Here is a 16,783-nt window from a genome sequence, read left to right as displayed (position 1 = left end):
GGGTTTAGGGTCAGGGGTAATCGCTGCCAAAATATCGGCTGATGGATTCTAAAGCTGGCGGGAGCGGCTTGCTATTGGGGGTTAATGCTGAATTTAGTTAGGGCTTACGTGAGTATATAAAAAAACACCGCGCGGGATAGCGGTGACTGGCCGGGTGGCGGGCGCATCTTCTTCCACTGGCGCCGCCGGGAGTGACAGACAGGCATGCTGGGGCCGACTACAGGCTTGACCAAAACCAGGTCAAGTCTTCCGTCTGAGCTTCGAGCCCGCGTCGCTGCGCTCCTTTGCGGTCTCTCCACTCTCCCCGACAAATAAGACCGGTATCCTTGCAAAAAACGCAAGAATACCGGTCTTATTTGTCGTTTCAGCATGGTCACTCCCGGCTGCTTGTTCCAGAAGAGGCGCCCGCCACCTTACTTCAGTTGTTGATAATTACTTATTAACCCCTACGATGTGCTCAATTTAAGCACGAGCTCAACTAACGGATGTATTTATAGCCGCTCCCACGTCTCAAAGCTGTGGGTTAACTGCGGGTCATCGTTTTCTACCGTTCTTAACCCCGTGCGCTTGAACTTGCTGAAGTCTAACTCCGGCATTACAGTGTCACCCGTGAAAGTGCCGGCAATACGGGTTACGTACAAGGTATCGACTTTATCTGCGAAACTCATGAAGACGCCCGCGCCACCGATTACGAATAGCGTTTGGTCAGGCCGAGCCTCGGCATATTCCAATGCCGCTTCTGGACTGGTAACTACAGCGATGTTGTCGCCACTGACCTGATAATCAGCCTGCCTAGTTAAGACCAGGTTATCGCGTCTAGGCAACGGGCGGGAGCCCATCCCCTCGAAGGTTTTGCGGCCCATGAGTACAATTTGGCCGAGGGTACGCTGCTTAAAGTACTTTAGGTCATCGGACAAGTGCCATGGCAAGTGGCCGTCCTGCCCAATTAACCCATTGGCGTCCTGTGCCCAGATGAATGCAATTGTCATGAATTAGCTCCTCCGCTTCTGAACTCCTGGTTCCGTCTGCGTTCTAGTCGAGCTACGTGAGGCAGAAGGCTGCGGCTAGTATGCTCCAGGGTAAATGCTTAAAACCACGCCTTTACACTGGAGCACCCTAGTCCTCACCTTCAAACCGTTCTCCTCCGCTCTGTTTTAGACTGCCACTGGTGCCTTAATTGCAGGCAGCGGATCGTAACCAATCAGCTTGATGTCCTTCATCGTGAAGTCCTCGAGGTGCTTCTTCTCCGGGTTGAGCCACAACTTTGGTGCTGGCCGTGGGGTGCGGCTTAGTTGCTCTTCAACCTGCTGGACGTGATTACTGTAAATGTGCGCGTCGCCAAACGTGTGGACGAACTCGCCTACCTCCAAACCGGTCTCGCGGGCCACCATACTGAGCAGAAGCGCGTAGCTGGCGATGTTGAACGGCACGCCGAGGAAGACGTCGCCAGAGCGCTGATAGAGCTGGAGCGAGAGCTTACCCTCGTTCACGTAGAACTGATAGAGCGTGTGGCACGGTGGCAAGGCCATCGTGGGAATGTCCTCGGGGCTCCACGCGCTGACAATCAGCCGCCGGGAATCTGGGTTGCGCTTGATTTCGGCGATGACGTCCCCCAGTTGGTCAATCGTTTCACCCTTGCTGGTCTTCCAGGCCCGCCATTGACTGCCGTAAACCAGCCCGAGGTCACCATATTTGGCGGCAAAATCCGCATCGTCCACGATTCGCTGGTCAAACAGGTTCATCTGCTCGTGGTACTGCTTGGCAAAGTCCGCATCAACCAAGCTGCGCCGGCCAAAATCAGTCATGTCCGGACCAGTGTATTCAGCTGATTCAGTCCAACGCTGGAAGGCCCACTCGTCCCAAATGTGGTTGTGGTGCTGCAAAAGGAAACGAATGTTAGTGTCCCCGTGCAGGAACCACAAGAGCTCGCTTTTGATCAGACCAAAAGGCACCTTCTTGGTGGTCAGAATCGGAAAGCCCTCCGCCAAGTTAAAGCGCATCTGGTAGCCGAAAATACTGTAGGTTCCGGTTCCGGTGCGGTCATCCTTGTAGTGCCCAGTGTCCATGATCGTCTTTGCAAGATCTAGGTAAGACTGTTCTAACATCCAATCAACCTCCACGCCATTTTGTTTCCAGTATATCAGCCGGCGTTCGGTACGACACAAAATTTACCAATTTCGCTAGATGTTAATCTCTGTTTAGTTAGCGCCTAATCATTTCCGGTTTCGGCACTCAGCCTAGTTGTAGCCCCCAGTGAACAGCATAACGTTGACTGGTAACTAGTAATTACCACTGAAAAGCCAAACCTACTCAGTATGTCCGGCCAAAAAAATGTCCGTACCGTCTTGCGCATGCACAAGAAAGCACCGACATAATTGGTGAAATAATATCAATTCTGCATTACTAATCAAAATGAAAAGTGACTCGCCACGACTTGGATGCCCAAGCTGAATTCAGGCTCGGAAAATGTACATCGCCAGAAAATACAGAAACAGGCAGGTTAAGAAAAATATGCTCGCCAGAGAAAAGAAAAACAATAACGGCACCTTCGTCCGCAACGGCAGTTCAATAATCAGCCCGATAATAATACTGAAGAGAATCAGGAAGGGCCGGCCCGCTTTTGACGGAATGAAGCGGCCGACCCTTTTGATCAGCGCTGTGCTTTGCGGCTCATGCTTCAGCTCTTGCCTAGTCTGGCTGGCCTGGGCAATCAGGTCAAAAATGGGGACGTCAAAATATTTACCGAGTGCAAACAACGTATCCAAATTCGGCTCTGACTTATCATTTTCCCAACTGGAAACCGTTTGGCGAGTTACCGAAAGCTCATCAGCTAACCCTTGTTGGGAAACACCTGCGCGAACCCGTAAGTCCTTGATCACCGCTCCAACTTCCACATTTGCCACCCCGCTTTAAAAGCAAAAGCACAAAACCACCGGTACGCAACTGTTCATTGCGTCAATGCAAAGCATCTTTGCTAGCTTAACAGTTCAACTGGCAATACAATTTAATCAAGCCGGTCGATAACAAATTAAGCTGCGTCCAGACAGCGCTTACGTAATAATTCTGCTTTAATTATAAACCACAAACTCCCACCACGGGAATACCAGCAACATAACCCCAGCTCGTTAAAGGAGAAACAATGATAAAACAACATGCGGTGTCAGTGACAATTATCGGCATCTTAATCCTGATTCCAATCTTATTGATGGCAATTGGCAACGCGCCCCTACAGTTTTTTGGCATGATTGCCTGGCTAGTAGTCGTGGCTGGTATGTTAACAGCTCTAGGTATTAAAGGATTGGCCAAATTTTTCCATGGCTAACCACCATATACAAAATGGGCACCAGCAGCGGCTGATGCCCATTTTTTGATGCTTATTTTTCTGTTTGTACTTCAGTTTGCACCGCTTCGTCCTGCGGCTTATCCAGCTTAATGCCGATCAGCCCCTGCTCACGCTTGCGTAGGTTGCGCATCGTACGGATGTAGGATGCGACCAGCACGGAGACGGAACCGATCCACGCCAGCGGGTTGGCCATGGACGCACCCGCGAACCCAAACATTGGCACGAGGGCGACGCCGGCGATAATCCGCATAATCAGTTCGAAAACCCCGGCAAGCGTTGGCACCATCGTCTGGCCCAGACCCTGCAGTGCGTAACGCACCGTGAACAGGATGGCGAGGAACCAGTACATGCTGGAGTTCAGGTGGAAGTAAGTCTGCGCCAGGTTGGTGACGGCAGGATCATTCGGGCCGATAAACATATTGACGAGTGGTTTACCAAAGATAATGATGAGCGCACCCAGGATGGCGGAAATACTGCAGTTCAGCAGCAGCGTCTGCTTGATTCCGGTCCGAATGCGGCCAAACTTGCGGGCACCCAAATTTTGCGCACAGTAGGTGGCCATGGTGACCCCAAAAGATGAGGCCGGCATGGTTGCCAGCTGGTCGATCCGACCCGCGGCGGTGTATGCCGCAACCGAGGTGGTGCCCAGCGTGTTCAGCATCACTTGGATAATCACGGAACCGATGGCGATAATGGACATCTGGAAGCCCATCGGCAGGGAAATTTTGAGCTGCTTAATGATTTCCTGTTTGTCGATCTGCATGTCCTTGCGGCTGATGCGCAGGTAGGGAATGTTGCGGCCGATGTACCAGACACAGCACAATGATGAAAACACCTGCGCGGTCACGGTCGCAACCCCGGCCCCGGCAACCCCCATGTGGAATTTGAGAATGAACAGAAAGTCGAGGGCGATGTTCACAACGCAGGCGATGATGAGGAAAATCAGCGGCGTGCGCGAATCGCCCAGCGCCCGAATCTGGTTGGACAGCATGTTGAAGGCCATCGAAGCGCCGAAGCCGAGGAAAATGACGCGGACGAACGCGGCGGAATCGTTAACGATGGCGGCCGGCGTCTGCATGATGTGCAGCAGCGGCACGGTGAAAGCGGACGCCAGCGCCGTGATGACCACCGTCAACATGATGGAAATCCAGATGCTGGCGACAAAACTACGCTTAATGCCCTTGTAGTCACGCGCACCGAATGCCTGTGCGGTGGGGATGGCGAGCCCGGAACTGGTCCCCTGGGCAAAGCCGATGACCAAGAAGGTGAGACTCCCGGTCGCGCCGACCGCGGCGAGCGCGTTCACCCCAATGGTCCGGCCAACAATGAGTGCATCCATGAAACTGTACAATTGTTGAAACAGATTGCCAATGAGGAGTGGAATCGTAAACATAATAATGAGCCGCATTGGTTTGCCGCTGGTGAGTGAACGCAAGAAAAAATCTCCCTTCTAGTCGTGAAATTGGTTGCAGAATATGTAGTGATTACTAACAAAATCTTGACTACTCTAGTCGAATAAATACAGTTATGCAAGACCATAATTGTTTCTGTAACGTACTTGGCATATAAAGCGCTCCATGGGCCAATCACTAAATGTTTCTGTAATCTGTGGCCGCCTCGATGAGCTACAGCAGCGGAGTGTTACCATTGAACAGAAAGACGGTGGCAACGGCCACCATGATAACTAGAATCATCACCGAAAACGCACAAATCAGCGTTAGAATATGGAACATGCAGTACCTTACATAAGGAGGAAGCATTATGCCTGAATCTCGAACCGCGCGCCGCAAGCAACGTAAAACCACACCGCGCAAACGTAACCCCATCACCCCGCGCACTGCCAAAGCCCGCTTTGGCCATCCCGGTCAACGGCGCTTCGTGAGCTTTTTGCTGACGCTGGTGGCAATCATCGGTATCGGCATCGCCGGCCTGCAAGCGACCGCGCTGAACGCGAACTTCACCACCAAAACCTTGACGACCGGCGATAACCTCACCACCATCGAGCAGAAGGTGCAGTCCACCGCCGGCAGTAGTTTGACCAACATCCCCGGCGCCAGCACCTTGGTCTCGCGGGCAATCAGTGAGGCGACGACCAAAGCCGTTGTTACCGCCGCGGTCACCGACATCTACGACAACACGACCGCCCAGATCGACTTCACGGCGCTGGACAACACCGTCCGTACTGCCCTATCTAGCAGCACGAGCGGCCTCAGTGCCACCCTCGGCAGCAGTATCGCCAACTCAATTTTGCCGACGCTGCACAACTACCTGAGCAGCCAGCTGTCAACGCAGACCGCCAAAGCCAAGCAGGCCTACCAACAGGCCAGCAGCGCCATTGCCAGTGCCGTCATGCCGCTGACCATCATCGCCGCGGTCCTCGCCATCTGGTTGCTCCTCGTCGCCGGCGGGTTTGGCCGCTTCCTACACAGCTTGGGCTGGATCGGCATCTTTGCCGGTGTCCTCGGCACGGCTGGCGTGCAAGTGGCTGCCAAAATGCCGGAGATCACCTCGCTGGCGGCCAGTGCCGGTGACCTGCGCAATGTCGTGCTCGATTACGTGGCCACGGTCGTGAACCACATGAGCGGTTACTACCTCATCACCGCCGGGGCGGGCCTGATTCTGCTGCTCATCACGATTCCAATCATGCGGCGGCGCTAAAACTAAATATGCAAGAAAATGGCAGGAAGTGTTGGGCTCCCTGCCATTTTTGTTGCCTTCAATTTGGATTATTTACTCTCTAATTTTAAAACCGGGCGCCCGTTCAAATCCTGTAAGGCGCGGTGGTTGTCCGCCGGGAAGTACTCCTGGTACATGGCGAGCTGCTGCACGCTGACGGTCAGCGGCTGCGTGGCCACGTACCACGCGACCCCCTCCTGCACGGGCGGCGTCGTCAGCGAGCCGCGGTAATGCAGCCAATCAGTTTGCTTCGGAAGGAGCGCGGCGAGCTTGATCGGGTACGCCAGTTCGCCTGTTGCCACCGCCGTCAACACCTCACCAAAAGTTGGGTTGGCCGCACCGACTACAAAGGGCACGGCAACAACTGCGAGCCCGCCGTCCGCATACTGGTGCACAAAATGGGCTTCTAGCGGCGCGCGGACACCATCAATGACGTGTTCACCCTGGCTGTGGAAGTGGAGCTGCTGGAAAGTTGCGGGCCGGCCGTCAAGAACGTCGTTGCCAGTCCCGGCAATCGTGATCGTGTAAGTACTGCGGTCGCTGTCAGTTCCCCGCAGCGTCGCAAAATCAGGTGCCGGCCATTTAACAGACTGCGCCGTTTTGCTATCTAGAGCCACTGGTGACTGCTCCTGACCACTAATGATCTGCCAATCGCTTTGGTGCTGATAATCAAACATGTGCTCCATCTCCATTAGTCAGTGTGCATTGCTAATTATACTCCAAGGAAAGCGATTCCGACCCGCAGTTGGAGAATGATGCGCATAAAAAGGCGAGCCGTGATTCACAGTCCGCCTTATGTGTCTTCGATTTTAATGGCGTCCATCGCTGTCGGCCGCTTCCTGACCGTTCGTAATTATGGTGAGGAAGCGGCCACCTCCGCTGCGCTACGGATGTAGGAGAGTAAGCGGCAAGCCGCCAACTCTCCCAGCATATAAACGTGCCCCACAATGCAGCTACTACTCCGTTGTCCATTCCACTATGGGCAGCAAGCTGCACAAGTGGAAATGGCTCCGCTTAGCCTAAAATGGCCCTAAGCACGAAGACCAGTGCTTAGGGCCATTTTCTGCTAATGCTCAGGAGCTAAACGCATTGTGGAGCACTCTCTTCTACACGCTGGCACCGCCACCGCCGGAGGATCCGCCGCCGAAGCCGCCGCCTCCGCCGAAACCGCCACCACCGAAGCCGCTACCGCCGCCAAAGCCACCGCCGCCGCGGTTGTTCCAGCCACCACCCCCGCCGAGCATGTCGCCGAGGAAGAACCAGAGGAGGCCATTGCCGCCACCGCCGTGACCGTTACCCCCACGTAAAACGACGATGAGGATGACAAAGGCAACGAAGAGCACAAGGAGAATTTTGAGCACCAAACCACCACTGGAGCTATTACTTTCGCTTTCGCCGCGGTAACGCTCGTAGTCGCTGTTGCTGATGGTGTTCTTGTCCGCCTTGAACTTGTAGTGCTTGTCGACCATGGTGCTGACGGCGTTGAAGACGTTTTGCAGGGCCTTATTCGTTTTGGCCTTGTCTTTCGACTTCAGCCCGGATAGGTTATCCTGCAAAATGCGGCCGGACATGGCGTCGGTCAAGTAGCTTTCGGCGCCGTAGCCGACTTCGATGCGGACGTTGCGCTTGCCACCGTTCAGGGCGTAGAGGATCAGCACCCCGTTGTCCTTATCCTTTTGCCCGATGCCCCACTTGCTAAAGAGATCAGGGGCGTAGGAATCGATCGAATCGCCACCGGTGGACTTGATTGCGGCCAGCACCACCTGGGGCTTTTGCTTAGTGGACTGGTAGAAGTTGTTCTTATCTTGCACCAGCTGTTTGGTTTTATCGCTGAGCAAGTTGATGCCGTCATAATAATTGGCATCCGGTTGAGCGGGCATGCTCGCGGCCTGGACGACTGCCGGGCCAAAAGACAGTGCGAGTGCGATTCCCGCAAAAAGGGCTAAAAGCCACGCACGCAAACGGCGCATGTGCCCACCTACTTTCCGCTATCGGTGTTCAAGTCAACTTTAGGCGCGGAGCTAGCCTTGGCGTCGGCCTTGAAGTAATCCTTCTTGCCGAGCCCCATCGCGTTGGCAAAAATGTTCTTCGGGAAGGTCACGACACTCTGGTTGTAATTCTCGACCGCATCGTTGTAGCGTTGGCGCTCAACGGCAATCCGGTTTTCACTACCCTCAAGCTGAGTCATGAGGGTCTGAACCTGCTCGTTACTCTTGAGATTTGGGTAGTCTTCACGGATAACACTGATCAGGGTGCCAACACTAGAATCCAGCTTGGCGTTCGCGTTGGCCTTCGCCTTGGTGCCGCTAGCATTGTTGTACTGCTTGCGGGCATCGGCGATTTCGCCAAAGACCTTCTGTTCCTGGGTCATGCTGCCCTTAACTGCGTTGACCAGGTTCGGGACCAAGTCGTAACGCCGCTGCATGACGTTCTCAACTTGGCTCCACTTGGCGTCGACAGTTTGCTCCTGCTTGACCAGTGAGTTGTAGGTGCCAATGCCCATTCCACCAAGAATGACGACAACGACAGCGATAACGATGCCGGTGATGGCGCCGGAACTAAGTTTTCTCATTGCGTTATTTCTCCTTTTCGCACCGCATAACGATGGCTTATTAATAGCTTAATTATACCGTGTCTATGAAAGCGATAATCAGCCTTAAGACGGATTAATTCACGCTGGGGTCAATCCCTTACAACAATTTCCGCACCCGCGCCTGCAAATCGGGCACCACCGTCTCGTCAAACCACGGATTGTGCTTCAACCAGCCGTAATTAAGCGGCGATGGGTGGACGAGTGGGAAGTACTCCGGCAGGTAATCTTCGTAGTGCCGCACCGTTTCCGTCAGCGTCTTCTGCCGGCTTTTGCCTAGGTAGTACTTCTGCGCGTACTGGCCAATCAGCAGCGACATTTGCACGTGCGGCATCAGCGCCAGCAGCGGCTCGTGCCACTTCTCCGCAAAGCCCTTGCGTGGCGGCAGGTCACCCGACTTGCCCTTACCGGGGTAATAGAAGTCCAGCGGCAAAATCCCCAGTTTATTCGAGCCGTAGAACTCATCCTTAGTCACACCCATCCAGTCGCGCAAACGGTCCCCGCTCGGATCATTCCAGAAGGATTCAGTTTCCTGCGCCTTGCGACTGGGCGCCTGGCTGATGATGAGCAGTGTCGCCTCGGGGTTGATTTTGTACAGCGGCTTAACGCCCGCCTGCGTGTATTCGGCGTTCTGGGGGTCATCTTGTATGGCCTGGAAAATGTCACTGGCTGTTTGCATGTGCTGGTCTCCTTCGGTTAGTTGTTGAACCAAGTATAGAACACAGAACCGTCACAGGAAAATTCCACCACCAAACTCAGGTGACTCATGTAGCCACAATTTTTAGACTTCAGATGCAGTCTTTGATGCTATAATGTATATATAGAAGAAAGGAATGATTGCAATGGCTGATACGACCGTAACCTCACTTCGATTTAAAAATGATCAATACAACAAAGTTAAAGAATTAGCGGCTTTCAACGGCGTTTCCGTGACCACCTACATGCGCCAAGCTGTAATTGAACGTATGGAAGATGAAGAAGATTACCGTGATGCGCAAGCCAATCTCAAAGCAAGTGCTGGCGAAACCGTTAGCCGTGCCGAGATCATGAAGCGTTTGGGAATGCAGCCATGAGTAAACAATACCACTGGCTTTTTGCTAAACGGGCAGCAAAACAATTTGCCAAATTAGACAACCCCGTCCAGCGCCGAATTGTACAATGGCTCAATACGCATATTGAAGGCTACGACAATCCGCGTGCTTGGGGGAAAGCCCTTGAAGGCGAGTTAGGTACGCTCTGGCGTTATCGCGTTGGTAATTATCGCGTGATTGCTGATATTGATGACGGCAAGTTTACAGTTCTGATTGTGAAAACTGGTAAACGAAACGATGTATACAAACAACAATAATCCATTTGTTTGTGGACTACGCGTGCAAAAAACAGGCTCCTAAATTCGCCAGTACAGCGAATTTGGGAGCCTGTTTGCTTAATAATTATTGTTTACCAGCCCTGTGCCATCATTGCTTCGGCAACCTTGCTGAAGCCAGCGATGTTCGCACCGGCGAGGTAGTCACCACTGACCCCGTACTCGTCAGCAGCCGCAACGCTGTTAGCGAACAGAGTCTCCATGATGTCCTTGAGCTCGCCATCAACCGTTGCAAAGCTGTCGGAGTTGCGGCGGGAGTTCTGGCCCATTTCGAGGGCGGAAACAGCAACCCCACCGGCGTTAGCGGCCTTAGCAGGTCCGTAGAGCACCCCAGCATCCTGGTAAGCGGCGATCGCCTCAGGGTTGCTTGGCATGTTGGCCCCTTCAGCAACCGCGAATGCCCCGGCCTTGATGATGCCGGCAGCACGCTTGCCGTCGATTTCGTTCTGGGTCGCGCATGGCAATGCAATGTCGTACTGCAGGTCTGCATCCCAAACACTGCCTTCGTGGTACTCGGCGGTTGGCACGATTGCAGCGTAGTCCTTCATGCGGCCCCGCTGCACTTCCTTGATCTGCTGCAGCTTCGGTACGTCGATCCCGTTCGGGTCAACCACATAACCGTTGGAATCGGAAGCGGTGATAACCGTTGCCCCGAGCTCCTGCGCCTTCTGGATGGCGTAAATTGCCACGTTCCCGGCGCCAGACACAACGATCTTCTTGCCGGCAAGCTCCTTGCCGTTTTCCTTGAGCATTGCGGAAGTGTAGTACAGCAAGCCGTAACCAGTTGCTTCGGTCCGGGCCAGGGAACCGCCATAAGTCAGACCCTTCCCTGTCAAAATCCCGTTCTGGCTGCCCTTGAGCCGCTTGTACATACCGTAGAGGTAGCCGATCTCACGGCCACCAACACCCATGTCCCCGGCTGGCACGTCCATGTCGGGGCCGATGTACTTACTCAGTTCCAGCATGAAGCTCTGGCAGAAGCGCATGATTTCGGCATCGGACTTGCCTTTAGGGTTGAAGTCGGAACCACCCTTGCCCCCACCAATTGGCAAGCCGGTCAAGCTGTTCTTGAAGGTCTGCTCGAAGCCGAGGAACTTGATAATGGATAGGTTAACGGATGGGTGGAAACGCAAGCCCCCCTTGTACGGTCCGATTGCGGAGTTGAACTGAACCCGGAAGCCGCGGTTGACCTGCATTTTGCCGGAATCATCCTGCCACGGCACCTGGAACTGCAGTGCGCGCTCGGGTTCGGTCAGGCGGGCGAGAAGGTTGGCCTTGATGTACTCAGGGTGCTTCTCGAACACCGGCGTGATGGTCTTCAGAAAGTTACCAACCGCCTCTTGAAACTCGGGTTGGTTGGGGTCACGCTGCTTCACCGTGGCCGCTACTGCGTTAATATAATCGCTTGCTTGTGTCATAGAACACACCCCTAAGTATTTTATAGTTGAGCTGAGCAAAATTGTACCCGAACGAAGGCAGCACAAAATTGCCAATTCCAAGAAACATTTCCGTCCACTGCTATTCAATTTATTTGAACAAAATTAGAATAGCACATTCCGTACGGCCGCGATACGATTGTTGGCAAAAATAATAATTAAAATGCACTCAACGTAATATTTAATCGCTAGTTTGCCCACATTTGCGGCTAAAGCCGAACTTTATCCAGTTGGTTATGCAGATTGTGAATGTAGGAATTAGTACGTTTTGCAAAAAGCGCGCGCCCAGATTGCAAAAAAATGAGCACCACCGCTTTCAGAGATACTCATTGCAAATATTGCTTAACTTTTTTGAACCAGCTGTACCGCTAATCTATTCGCTAAAAACGGCTTTGAACGTTGCGTTCGGGTGGAACGTGCAGTAGCTCCGGTCAATGTACTGATCGCCACCAAGATCATAGTAAACTGTGTCGGCTTTGCCGTTCTTGGTCTTGTAAAGGATCCCGTAAACATTCCAATTCGTTTGCCCTGGCAGCTTCTTGGCCTTACCATTACTGGTCTTAACAGCTGTGTGCTGTGCGGTCCAGATCTGGATTCCGTACTTAGCTGGGTAGTTAACGTGGATGGTCCCTATTTTGACCAAGCCCGCCGCCTTGGCGCTAACATACGCCGTTTCGGCGCCGGCCTCCAGCTGGTAGTACTCTTGGCGACCATCCGCCGCAATCCCCACAACGGGGAAGCCGGCGTTTTTGACTCCAACGTGTTTCTGCAAGTTCGCAGCGCCATGTCCATCCACTGGGGCGAGCTTGGTCCCAGCTTCAACTGTGGTCACACCGTTGAACGGCCGAATGGAATTCAAATTGGGGAGGGCCGCGGAATTAAACCCCGCTGTCGGTGTCCCATCCATGTAAATCTGCGCAGCACTCGTAGTTACAGCTGGCGCAACAAACGCCGCCGTTCCTACCAGTGTTGTGACGGTCGCAATTCCCAGTGCCCACTTTTTTCCAAAATCCCGTAACTTCATACCCATCGCTCCTCCGTTGAAATTTATTTTTACACGGATAAACATACTCGCCCAGATTCATAAACGTCAAGCAATTCGGCCAACATAACATAAACACTATTGCGATGCTATGGATTGTCATTGCGGTGATGAAAGCCGTATCAGATTACAAATTATGCTTAATCAGACCAAACACGGTTTCTGGACACACCTGACCAGAGACTATTTTCACAGGGTGTTCATGTATATTTTTGCGTAGCTTTGTGTACAAAGTTACATTACTTTGCGTTGCCAAATCCTAATTCACGGGACCGTCCGTCGCATGATGACGCCTGCATGTTGCATGATAATGATTGGAAGCGTCCAAGTACATAATTTGCAATCACCATTCACAAGTAAAACTTTTTTTCGGGGAGGCCAAATTAATGATCACAGTTCGTTTATTTACCAAATCACTAATCGCCGTCAGCTGCGGTCTTTGCTTTGCCGGTTGTGGTTCCCAGTCCGCAACGATTTCTGACTTCAGCAGTGCTTCTGATCCCAGCCGAGTACACTTCACTAAATCGGCAATCAAAAACAACGAACCGGCCCCGCACGTGCTGGAATCTAAGGGGCGGAACTACACGCTTAGCAGAACACGCGCAGAACAACTAGCACGCGCCTACCAACGGGTGCTGCTAGCAAAATTGCGGCCGCAGACTGTCCAGGTTCGAATCGACAAGATCATTTTGGCGAAGAAAGACTACCAGGTCCGCTACACCAGCCTGACCACGAGCAACAAGGCCCGGCACGAACGAGTTACTTTCTACTACAACGGTCTGATCACAATGGCCGCTAAGGATAGCGCACCCCGAAACACCGGGTTATGCTGGCACTAAACGCTTGCCACACGCAAAAGGTGCTTGGATAGCCAGTTGTAAGCTGGTTCACCCAAGCACCTCTTTTAATTAGATAATATCAGCTAGCTGATAGTTCTTAACGTACCGTAACGTAGTGCGCATCGATGTACTGATCACCGCCGAGGTTGTAATAGGTGTTGCCGTCAATAGTTGCTTTGCCGTACACCTTCCAGTTAGTCTGCCCGGGCAGCTTCTTCGCACTGCCGTACAGATTCTTACCGATCTGGTGCCGCGCAGTCCAAATCTGAATGCCGTAATGGCGGTTGTAGTTCACGTGCGCCGTCCCGTACTTCCGAACGGTGACGTCGCTGCTGCGGACATAGCTTGAGCCGCCCACACCATAATAGGCCTGGCCGTCAACATACACGGTCTGGAAAGTCTTGTAGGCTTGCCCCTTCCCCAGCAGCTTCAGCTTACTGAAGCTGTTGTCGGCATTCCGCCGCAGCAAGGTCGCCGCGTGCTTCATGACCACGACGCCCTTGTAGGCAATATCGTACTGCGGCTTGCCCAACTGTTCCCAATGGTAGTAGCGGAAAGTGGTCTGCGGCAAACCGACCGTTGTCTTGTCCGTCTTGGTGTTCTGGTCGATTTCGTTATACCGGTCCCAATCGGAGACCTCCGTGAAGTCATACGCGACCTGACCGCCCTGCGGATTGTAACCCAGACCGCTACGGCCACTACTAAACACCAGGTTGGCGCGGTGACCCCAGTGACCCGATTGGTGCGCCGGAATCACGTTGTAAGTGTCGTCGTACCAGCCCATAACCAAGTTGTAGGCCATTTCCTGGTCTGACTGCGAGCTCTCCTCGATGAATTCAAGGTTCTCGCCGTAATCACCTGATCCCGCGTGACTAAGATCGTTACCCTGTTGGGCCAACGCCCGTTTCTGCGCAAAAGCCATCGTGGCGGCGTCCGGATGCACGGCGGGCGCATGGTTAAGTGCCGCCAGCTGGTTCCGGTACTCATAGAAGTATTTGACCACGTTGTTCCAATTCATTTTGTAATCAGCCTGGTATGGCACGTCAATCGTCTTGGTCCCGGAGGCAAGCACACTGCTCGGCCAATCCTTAGCGGTATAGGTCCGCGTCCGGTCGAGCACCTTTTTGTAGCGCGGCTTAGCAGTCGTCGCGGCGGCAGCTTGCTGACCAGTTGCAAAATTCTGCCCAAACACCGCTCCGGTGGATAAGACCGTTGCAGCAACCGTGACCGTAGCGATGAGCGCCCGCTGGATGTAGTTTTTCTTCATAAGTTTACCTCCAAGAATCGTGATCATTGGCATCACTGCGGCATTTAGAGCCGTAACGATAAGAACATTATAGCAATTAGTGAAAGTGTTTGCAGCGCTTACAGTGACAGCTAACGCTGAATCCAAAAAAATCCCGCAACCATTAATTGCGGGACAGAGCTTACATTTAATTTTATTGGTGCATGTTTTACCGAATTTCCTTCAGCCGGTCATCGATCTGGCCAAGCACGATATCGATGTTGCCGGGCTTCTCCAGGTCGTACTTTTGGAGGTCGATCTTCATCTTCGGGGAAACGTCGTAGTCGGCGTACCACTGCTTGTAGGCGTTCCACATCTTGAAGTAGTAGCTCTCAAGGGTTGGGTTGTCGTCAAACTGTTCGTAGTCACGGCCGCGCTTCTTGATCCGGTACAAAATGGTGTCGAAGTCAGTTTCGGCGTACACGAGCAGGTCCGGCGCCTTCTTAGGCATTTCCTTGAGCTCGTCCATCATGTTGTCGAGGAGCTTCAGGTAGACGTCCAGCTCGGTGTCGGAAATGTTGCCTTCAGCATTGTTCTCCTTGGTGAACAGCGCGTCTTCATAGATGGAGCGGTCCAGAACGTTGTTATCGTCGGACAGTGCCTGCTTGATCATCGCAAAGCGCTTGTTCAAGAAGTAGATCTGCAGCAAGAATCCGTATTCCTTGGGATCCTTGTAGTACAAAGGAAGGACGGGATTGTCCCCGACTGGTTCGAAGTACGCCTTCGTGCCCAGATGATCGGCAATCTTACCCGTTAATGTAGTCTTCCCAACGCCAATCATTCCTGCTGTGATTATCACCATGGTGGCCCCTCTTTACTCAATATTTGTTTCCAGTATTTATATCATACTACATCTTAGGGGCAAAAGTATGTTCGCCTCTAGTCCCACAGAGCGAAACCAACCGGGTTGCTCCTGAGCATCAAGGTGACTGTGGCTTTGGCGAGTGTTTTTCTCGACAGAGCCGTAGTCTTCTTGAGCGGAGCCATTTCCACTTGTGCAGCTTGCTGCCCTTAGTGGAATGGACAACGGAGTAGGAGCAGGTTGGTGTAGCTCGACTATGCACAGAGCGGAACCAACCGGGTTGCTTTTGCCCCGGTTGCATTCCTATGTCAGCTCCACGCAACGCTCCTTCTAATGTATCGCACGCAAGCGGCAGCCAACGCGTTACAATATAATAGGTAACGTTCATTAGAGATTGGAGCTGACTATTTGTATAAAGCAGTTGTGTTTTTTGACCTCGATGGCACCTTACTGTTAGACGACAAGTCCCTCAGCACGGACACCATCACGGCCGTTCGCAAACTCAAACAGAATAATATCTTACCCGTAATTGCCACTGGCCGCAACTTATTTGAAGTCCAGTACGTGCTCGATCAGTGCGGCATCGACTCCATTGTGAGCGCCAACGGTAGTTACGAGGAATATGAAGGCAAGCGGGTGCACGCAGAATTCATCCCCGTGCCCCTCATCAAGCGCGTCCGCGATTTTGCCGCCAAGTACGACGACCCCGTGACCTGCTTCAACAACAAAACTTGTGCCATTAACAAAAACAACGATATGACGCGGGAGAACTTCAAGCTGCTCGGCTTCACACCCAAACTGGACCCGAGCTGGTACGAAAGCAATCCCGTCAACTTCCTCTTCGTCTTTAACACGGACCGGGAAGAAATTTACCAGAAACAGTTCGCAGGTGAGCTGTCCTTCGTGCGCAACAATCCACGCGGGCTGGACACAATGCTGGCCGGCGTCAGCAAAAGTTCCGGCATCAAGCATCTGCTTGAAGCTGCCGGACTGACTAAGGTGCCGACTTACGGCTTCGGTGACCAGCTGAACGACCTCGAAATGTTCGGGCTCGTCGACCACGCAGTTGCGATGGGCAACGGGCACCCCAAGGCAAAAGCAGCGGCGGAATACGTCACGACTAGCAACATGGCCGGCGGAATCACGCACGGGCTGCGGCATTACGGATTGATTGACTAAAAACTGCGTGTTTCTGGGACCGTTACTATTGGCGTAACGGTCCTTTTAGTGTGCTTTTAGCTCCCGGGCGGCGGGTAAATCTACTCCCGCTCCGTCACGGGGGTGGTCCATGCACAGGGTCGCGTTCAAGCCTTGCAAAACCGGCAAGTCTTGCCGCTAACCTCCGGGCCAACGCTCGCCTCCGGCACTCCGCTGCGCTTCGATGTCCGGGGGCTCTAAGGACTA

Annotated in this window: 19 protein-coding genes; 7 read left to right on the top strand and 12 right to left on the bottom strand. The window is 53.0% G+C overall.

Annotated features, from left to right (window positions below; genetic code table 11):
• Window positions 1-491: 491 nt before the first annotated feature.
• The 3 genes from GN107_RS05660 to GN107_RS05650 all read right to left on the bottom strand — a co-directional run bounded on the left by GN107_RS05660 (window position 492) and on the right by GN107_RS05650 (window position 2,894).
• Window positions 492-989, bottom strand: coding sequence for a dihydrofolate reductase (locus GN107_RS05660; RefSeq protein WP_155286798.1), 498 nt, complete (start codon window positions 987-989; stop codon window positions 492-494).
• Between the two features lie 165 nt (window positions 990-1,154).
• Window positions 1,155-2,105, bottom strand: a complete 951-nt coding sequence (locus GN107_RS05655; RefSeq protein ID WP_155286799.1) for a thymidylate synthase — start codon at window positions 2,103-2,105, stop codon at window positions 1,155-1,157.
• Window positions 2,106-2,453: 348 nt separating this feature from the next.
• The gene (locus GN107_RS05650; protein ID WP_196246260.1) at window positions 2,454-2,894 is read right to left on the bottom strand and encodes a helix-turn-helix transcriptional regulator; all 441 of its coding nucleotides are present in this window, start codon (window positions 2,892-2,894) and stop codon (window positions 2,454-2,456) included.
• A 245-nt stretch (window positions 2,895-3,139) separates the two neighbouring features.
• Between GN107_RS05650 and GN107_RS05645 the strand changes: the two genes are divergently transcribed.
• Window positions 3,140-3,322, top strand: coding sequence for a hypothetical protein (locus GN107_RS05645; RefSeq protein WP_155286801.1), 183 nt, complete (start codon window positions 3,140-3,142; stop codon window positions 3,320-3,322).
• Window positions 3,323-3,374: 52 nt separating this feature from the next.
• On the opposite strand, the gene GN107_RS05640 is transcribed toward GN107_RS05645, so the two are convergent.
• Entirely contained in the window at window positions 3,375-4,778 is a 1,404-nt protein-coding gene (locus tag GN107_RS05640) for an MATE family efflux transporter (protein WP_155286802.1), read from the bottom strand.
• A gap of 326 nt (window positions 4,779-5,104) precedes the next feature.
• On the opposite strand from GN107_RS05640, the gene GN107_RS05635 reads away from it, so the two are divergent.
• Window positions 5,105-6,001 (top strand): hypothetical protein, encoded by an 897-nt coding sequence (locus GN107_RS05635; RefSeq protein ID WP_155286803.1) that lies wholly within the window; start codon window positions 5,105-5,107, stop codon window positions 5,999-6,001.
• Window positions 6,002-6,069: 68 nt separating this feature from the next.
• On the opposite strand, the gene GN107_RS05630 is transcribed toward GN107_RS05635, so the two are convergent.
• A complete protein-coding gene (locus tag GN107_RS05630; RefSeq protein ID WP_196246261.1) occupies window positions 6,070-6,696 on the bottom strand; it encodes a carbonic anhydrase family protein in 627 nt (208 codons plus the stop codon).
• Between the two features lie 75 nt (window positions 6,697-6,771).
• Between GN107_RS05630 and GN107_RS05625 the strand changes: the two genes are divergently transcribed.
• Window positions 6,772-6,915: a hypothetical protein gene (locus GN107_RS05625; RefSeq protein ID WP_155286805.1), complete on the top strand. Its 144-nt coding sequence runs from the start codon at window positions 6,772-6,774 to the stop codon at window positions 6,913-6,915.
• 210 nt (window positions 6,916-7,125) lie between these two features.
• Here the strand turns inward: GN107_RS05625 and GN107_RS05620 are convergent, their stop codons facing one another.
• The 3 genes from GN107_RS05620 to GN107_RS05610 form a co-directional block, all read right to left on the bottom strand.
• Window positions 7,126-7,989, bottom strand: coding sequence for a TPM domain-containing protein (locus GN107_RS05620; RefSeq protein ID WP_196246262.1), 864 nt, complete (start codon window positions 7,987-7,989; stop codon window positions 7,126-7,128).
• Window positions 7,990-7,997: 8 nt separating this feature from the next.
• The gene (locus tag GN107_RS05615) at window positions 7,998-8,591 is read right to left on the bottom strand and encodes a LemA family protein (RefSeq protein ID WP_155286806.1); all 594 of its coding nucleotides are present in this window, start codon (window positions 8,589-8,591) and stop codon (window positions 7,998-8,000) included.
• 118 nt (window positions 8,592-8,709) lie between these two features.
• Window positions 8,710-9,288, bottom strand: a complete 579-nt coding sequence (locus GN107_RS05610) for a uracil-DNA glycosylase family protein (protein WP_155286807.1) — start codon at window positions 9,286-9,288, stop codon at window positions 8,710-8,712.
• A gap of 163 nt (window positions 9,289-9,451) precedes the next feature.
• Between GN107_RS05610 and relB the strand changes: the two genes are divergently transcribed.
• Both relB and GN107_RS05600 read left to right on the top strand, forming a co-directional pair.
• Window positions 9,452-9,682: a type II toxin-antitoxin system RelB family antitoxin gene (relB, locus tag GN107_RS05605; protein ID WP_155286808.1), complete on the top strand. Its 231-nt coding sequence runs from the start codon at window positions 9,452-9,454 to the stop codon at window positions 9,680-9,682.
• Window positions 9,679-9,957, top strand: a complete 279-nt coding sequence (locus GN107_RS05600) for a type II toxin-antitoxin system RelE family toxin (protein ID WP_155286809.1) — start codon at window positions 9,679-9,681, stop codon at window positions 9,955-9,957. The genes relB and GN107_RS05600 overlap by 4 nt, the downstream gene beginning before the upstream one ends.
• Window positions 9,958-10,049: 92 nt before the next feature.
• Here the strand turns inward: GN107_RS05600 and gdhA are convergent, their stop codons facing one another.
• Complete coding sequence (gdhA, locus tag GN107_RS05595) at window positions 10,050-11,393, bottom strand: NADP-specific glutamate dehydrogenase (RefSeq protein ID WP_155286810.1); 1,344 nt, start codon at window positions 11,391-11,393, stop codon at window positions 10,050-10,052.
• A gap of 391 nt (window positions 11,394-11,784) precedes the next feature.
• Complete coding sequence (locus GN107_RS05590; RefSeq protein ID WP_155286811.1) at window positions 11,785-12,435, bottom strand: hypothetical protein; 651 nt, start codon at window positions 12,433-12,435, stop codon at window positions 11,785-11,787.
• A 404-nt stretch (window positions 12,436-12,839) separates the two neighbouring features.
• On the opposite strand from GN107_RS05590, the gene GN107_RS05585 reads away from it, so the two are divergent.
• Complete coding sequence (locus GN107_RS05585) at window positions 12,840-13,292, top strand: hypothetical protein (RefSeq protein ID WP_155286812.1); 453 nt, start codon at window positions 12,840-12,842, stop codon at window positions 13,290-13,292.
• Between the two features lie 97 nt (window positions 13,293-13,389).
• On the opposite strand, the gene GN107_RS05580 is transcribed toward GN107_RS05585, so the two are convergent.
• Window positions 13,390-14,559, bottom strand: a complete 1,170-nt coding sequence (locus tag GN107_RS05580; protein ID WP_155286813.1) for an SLAP domain-containing protein — start codon at window positions 14,557-14,559, stop codon at window positions 13,390-13,392.
• Window positions 14,560-14,746: 187 nt separating this feature from the next.
• A complete protein-coding gene (locus GN107_RS05575) occupies window positions 14,747-15,379 on the bottom strand; it encodes a deoxynucleoside kinase (protein ID WP_155286814.1) in 633 nt (210 codons plus the stop codon).
• Between the two features lie 408 nt (window positions 15,380-15,787).
• Here GN107_RS05575 and GN107_RS05570 point away from each other — a divergent pair, with 408 nt between their 5' ends.
• On the top strand, window positions 15,788-16,558 hold the full coding sequence (locus GN107_RS05570; RefSeq protein ID WP_155286815.1) for a Cof-type HAD-IIB family hydrolase: 771 nt from the start codon (window positions 15,788-15,790) through the stop codon (window positions 16,556-16,558).
• The last annotated feature ends 225 nt before the right edge of the window (window positions 16,559-16,783 follow it).

The sequence above is a fragment of the Lacticaseibacillus zhaodongensis genome (genome assembly GCF_009687905.1).
Lineage (GTDB): Bacteria > Bacillota > Bacilli > Lactobacillales > Lactobacillaceae > Lacticaseibacillus > Lacticaseibacillus zhaodongensis.
The sequence above is the reverse complement of the archived record's forward strand: the minus strand, read 5'-3'. Positions and strand labels throughout refer to the sequence as shown.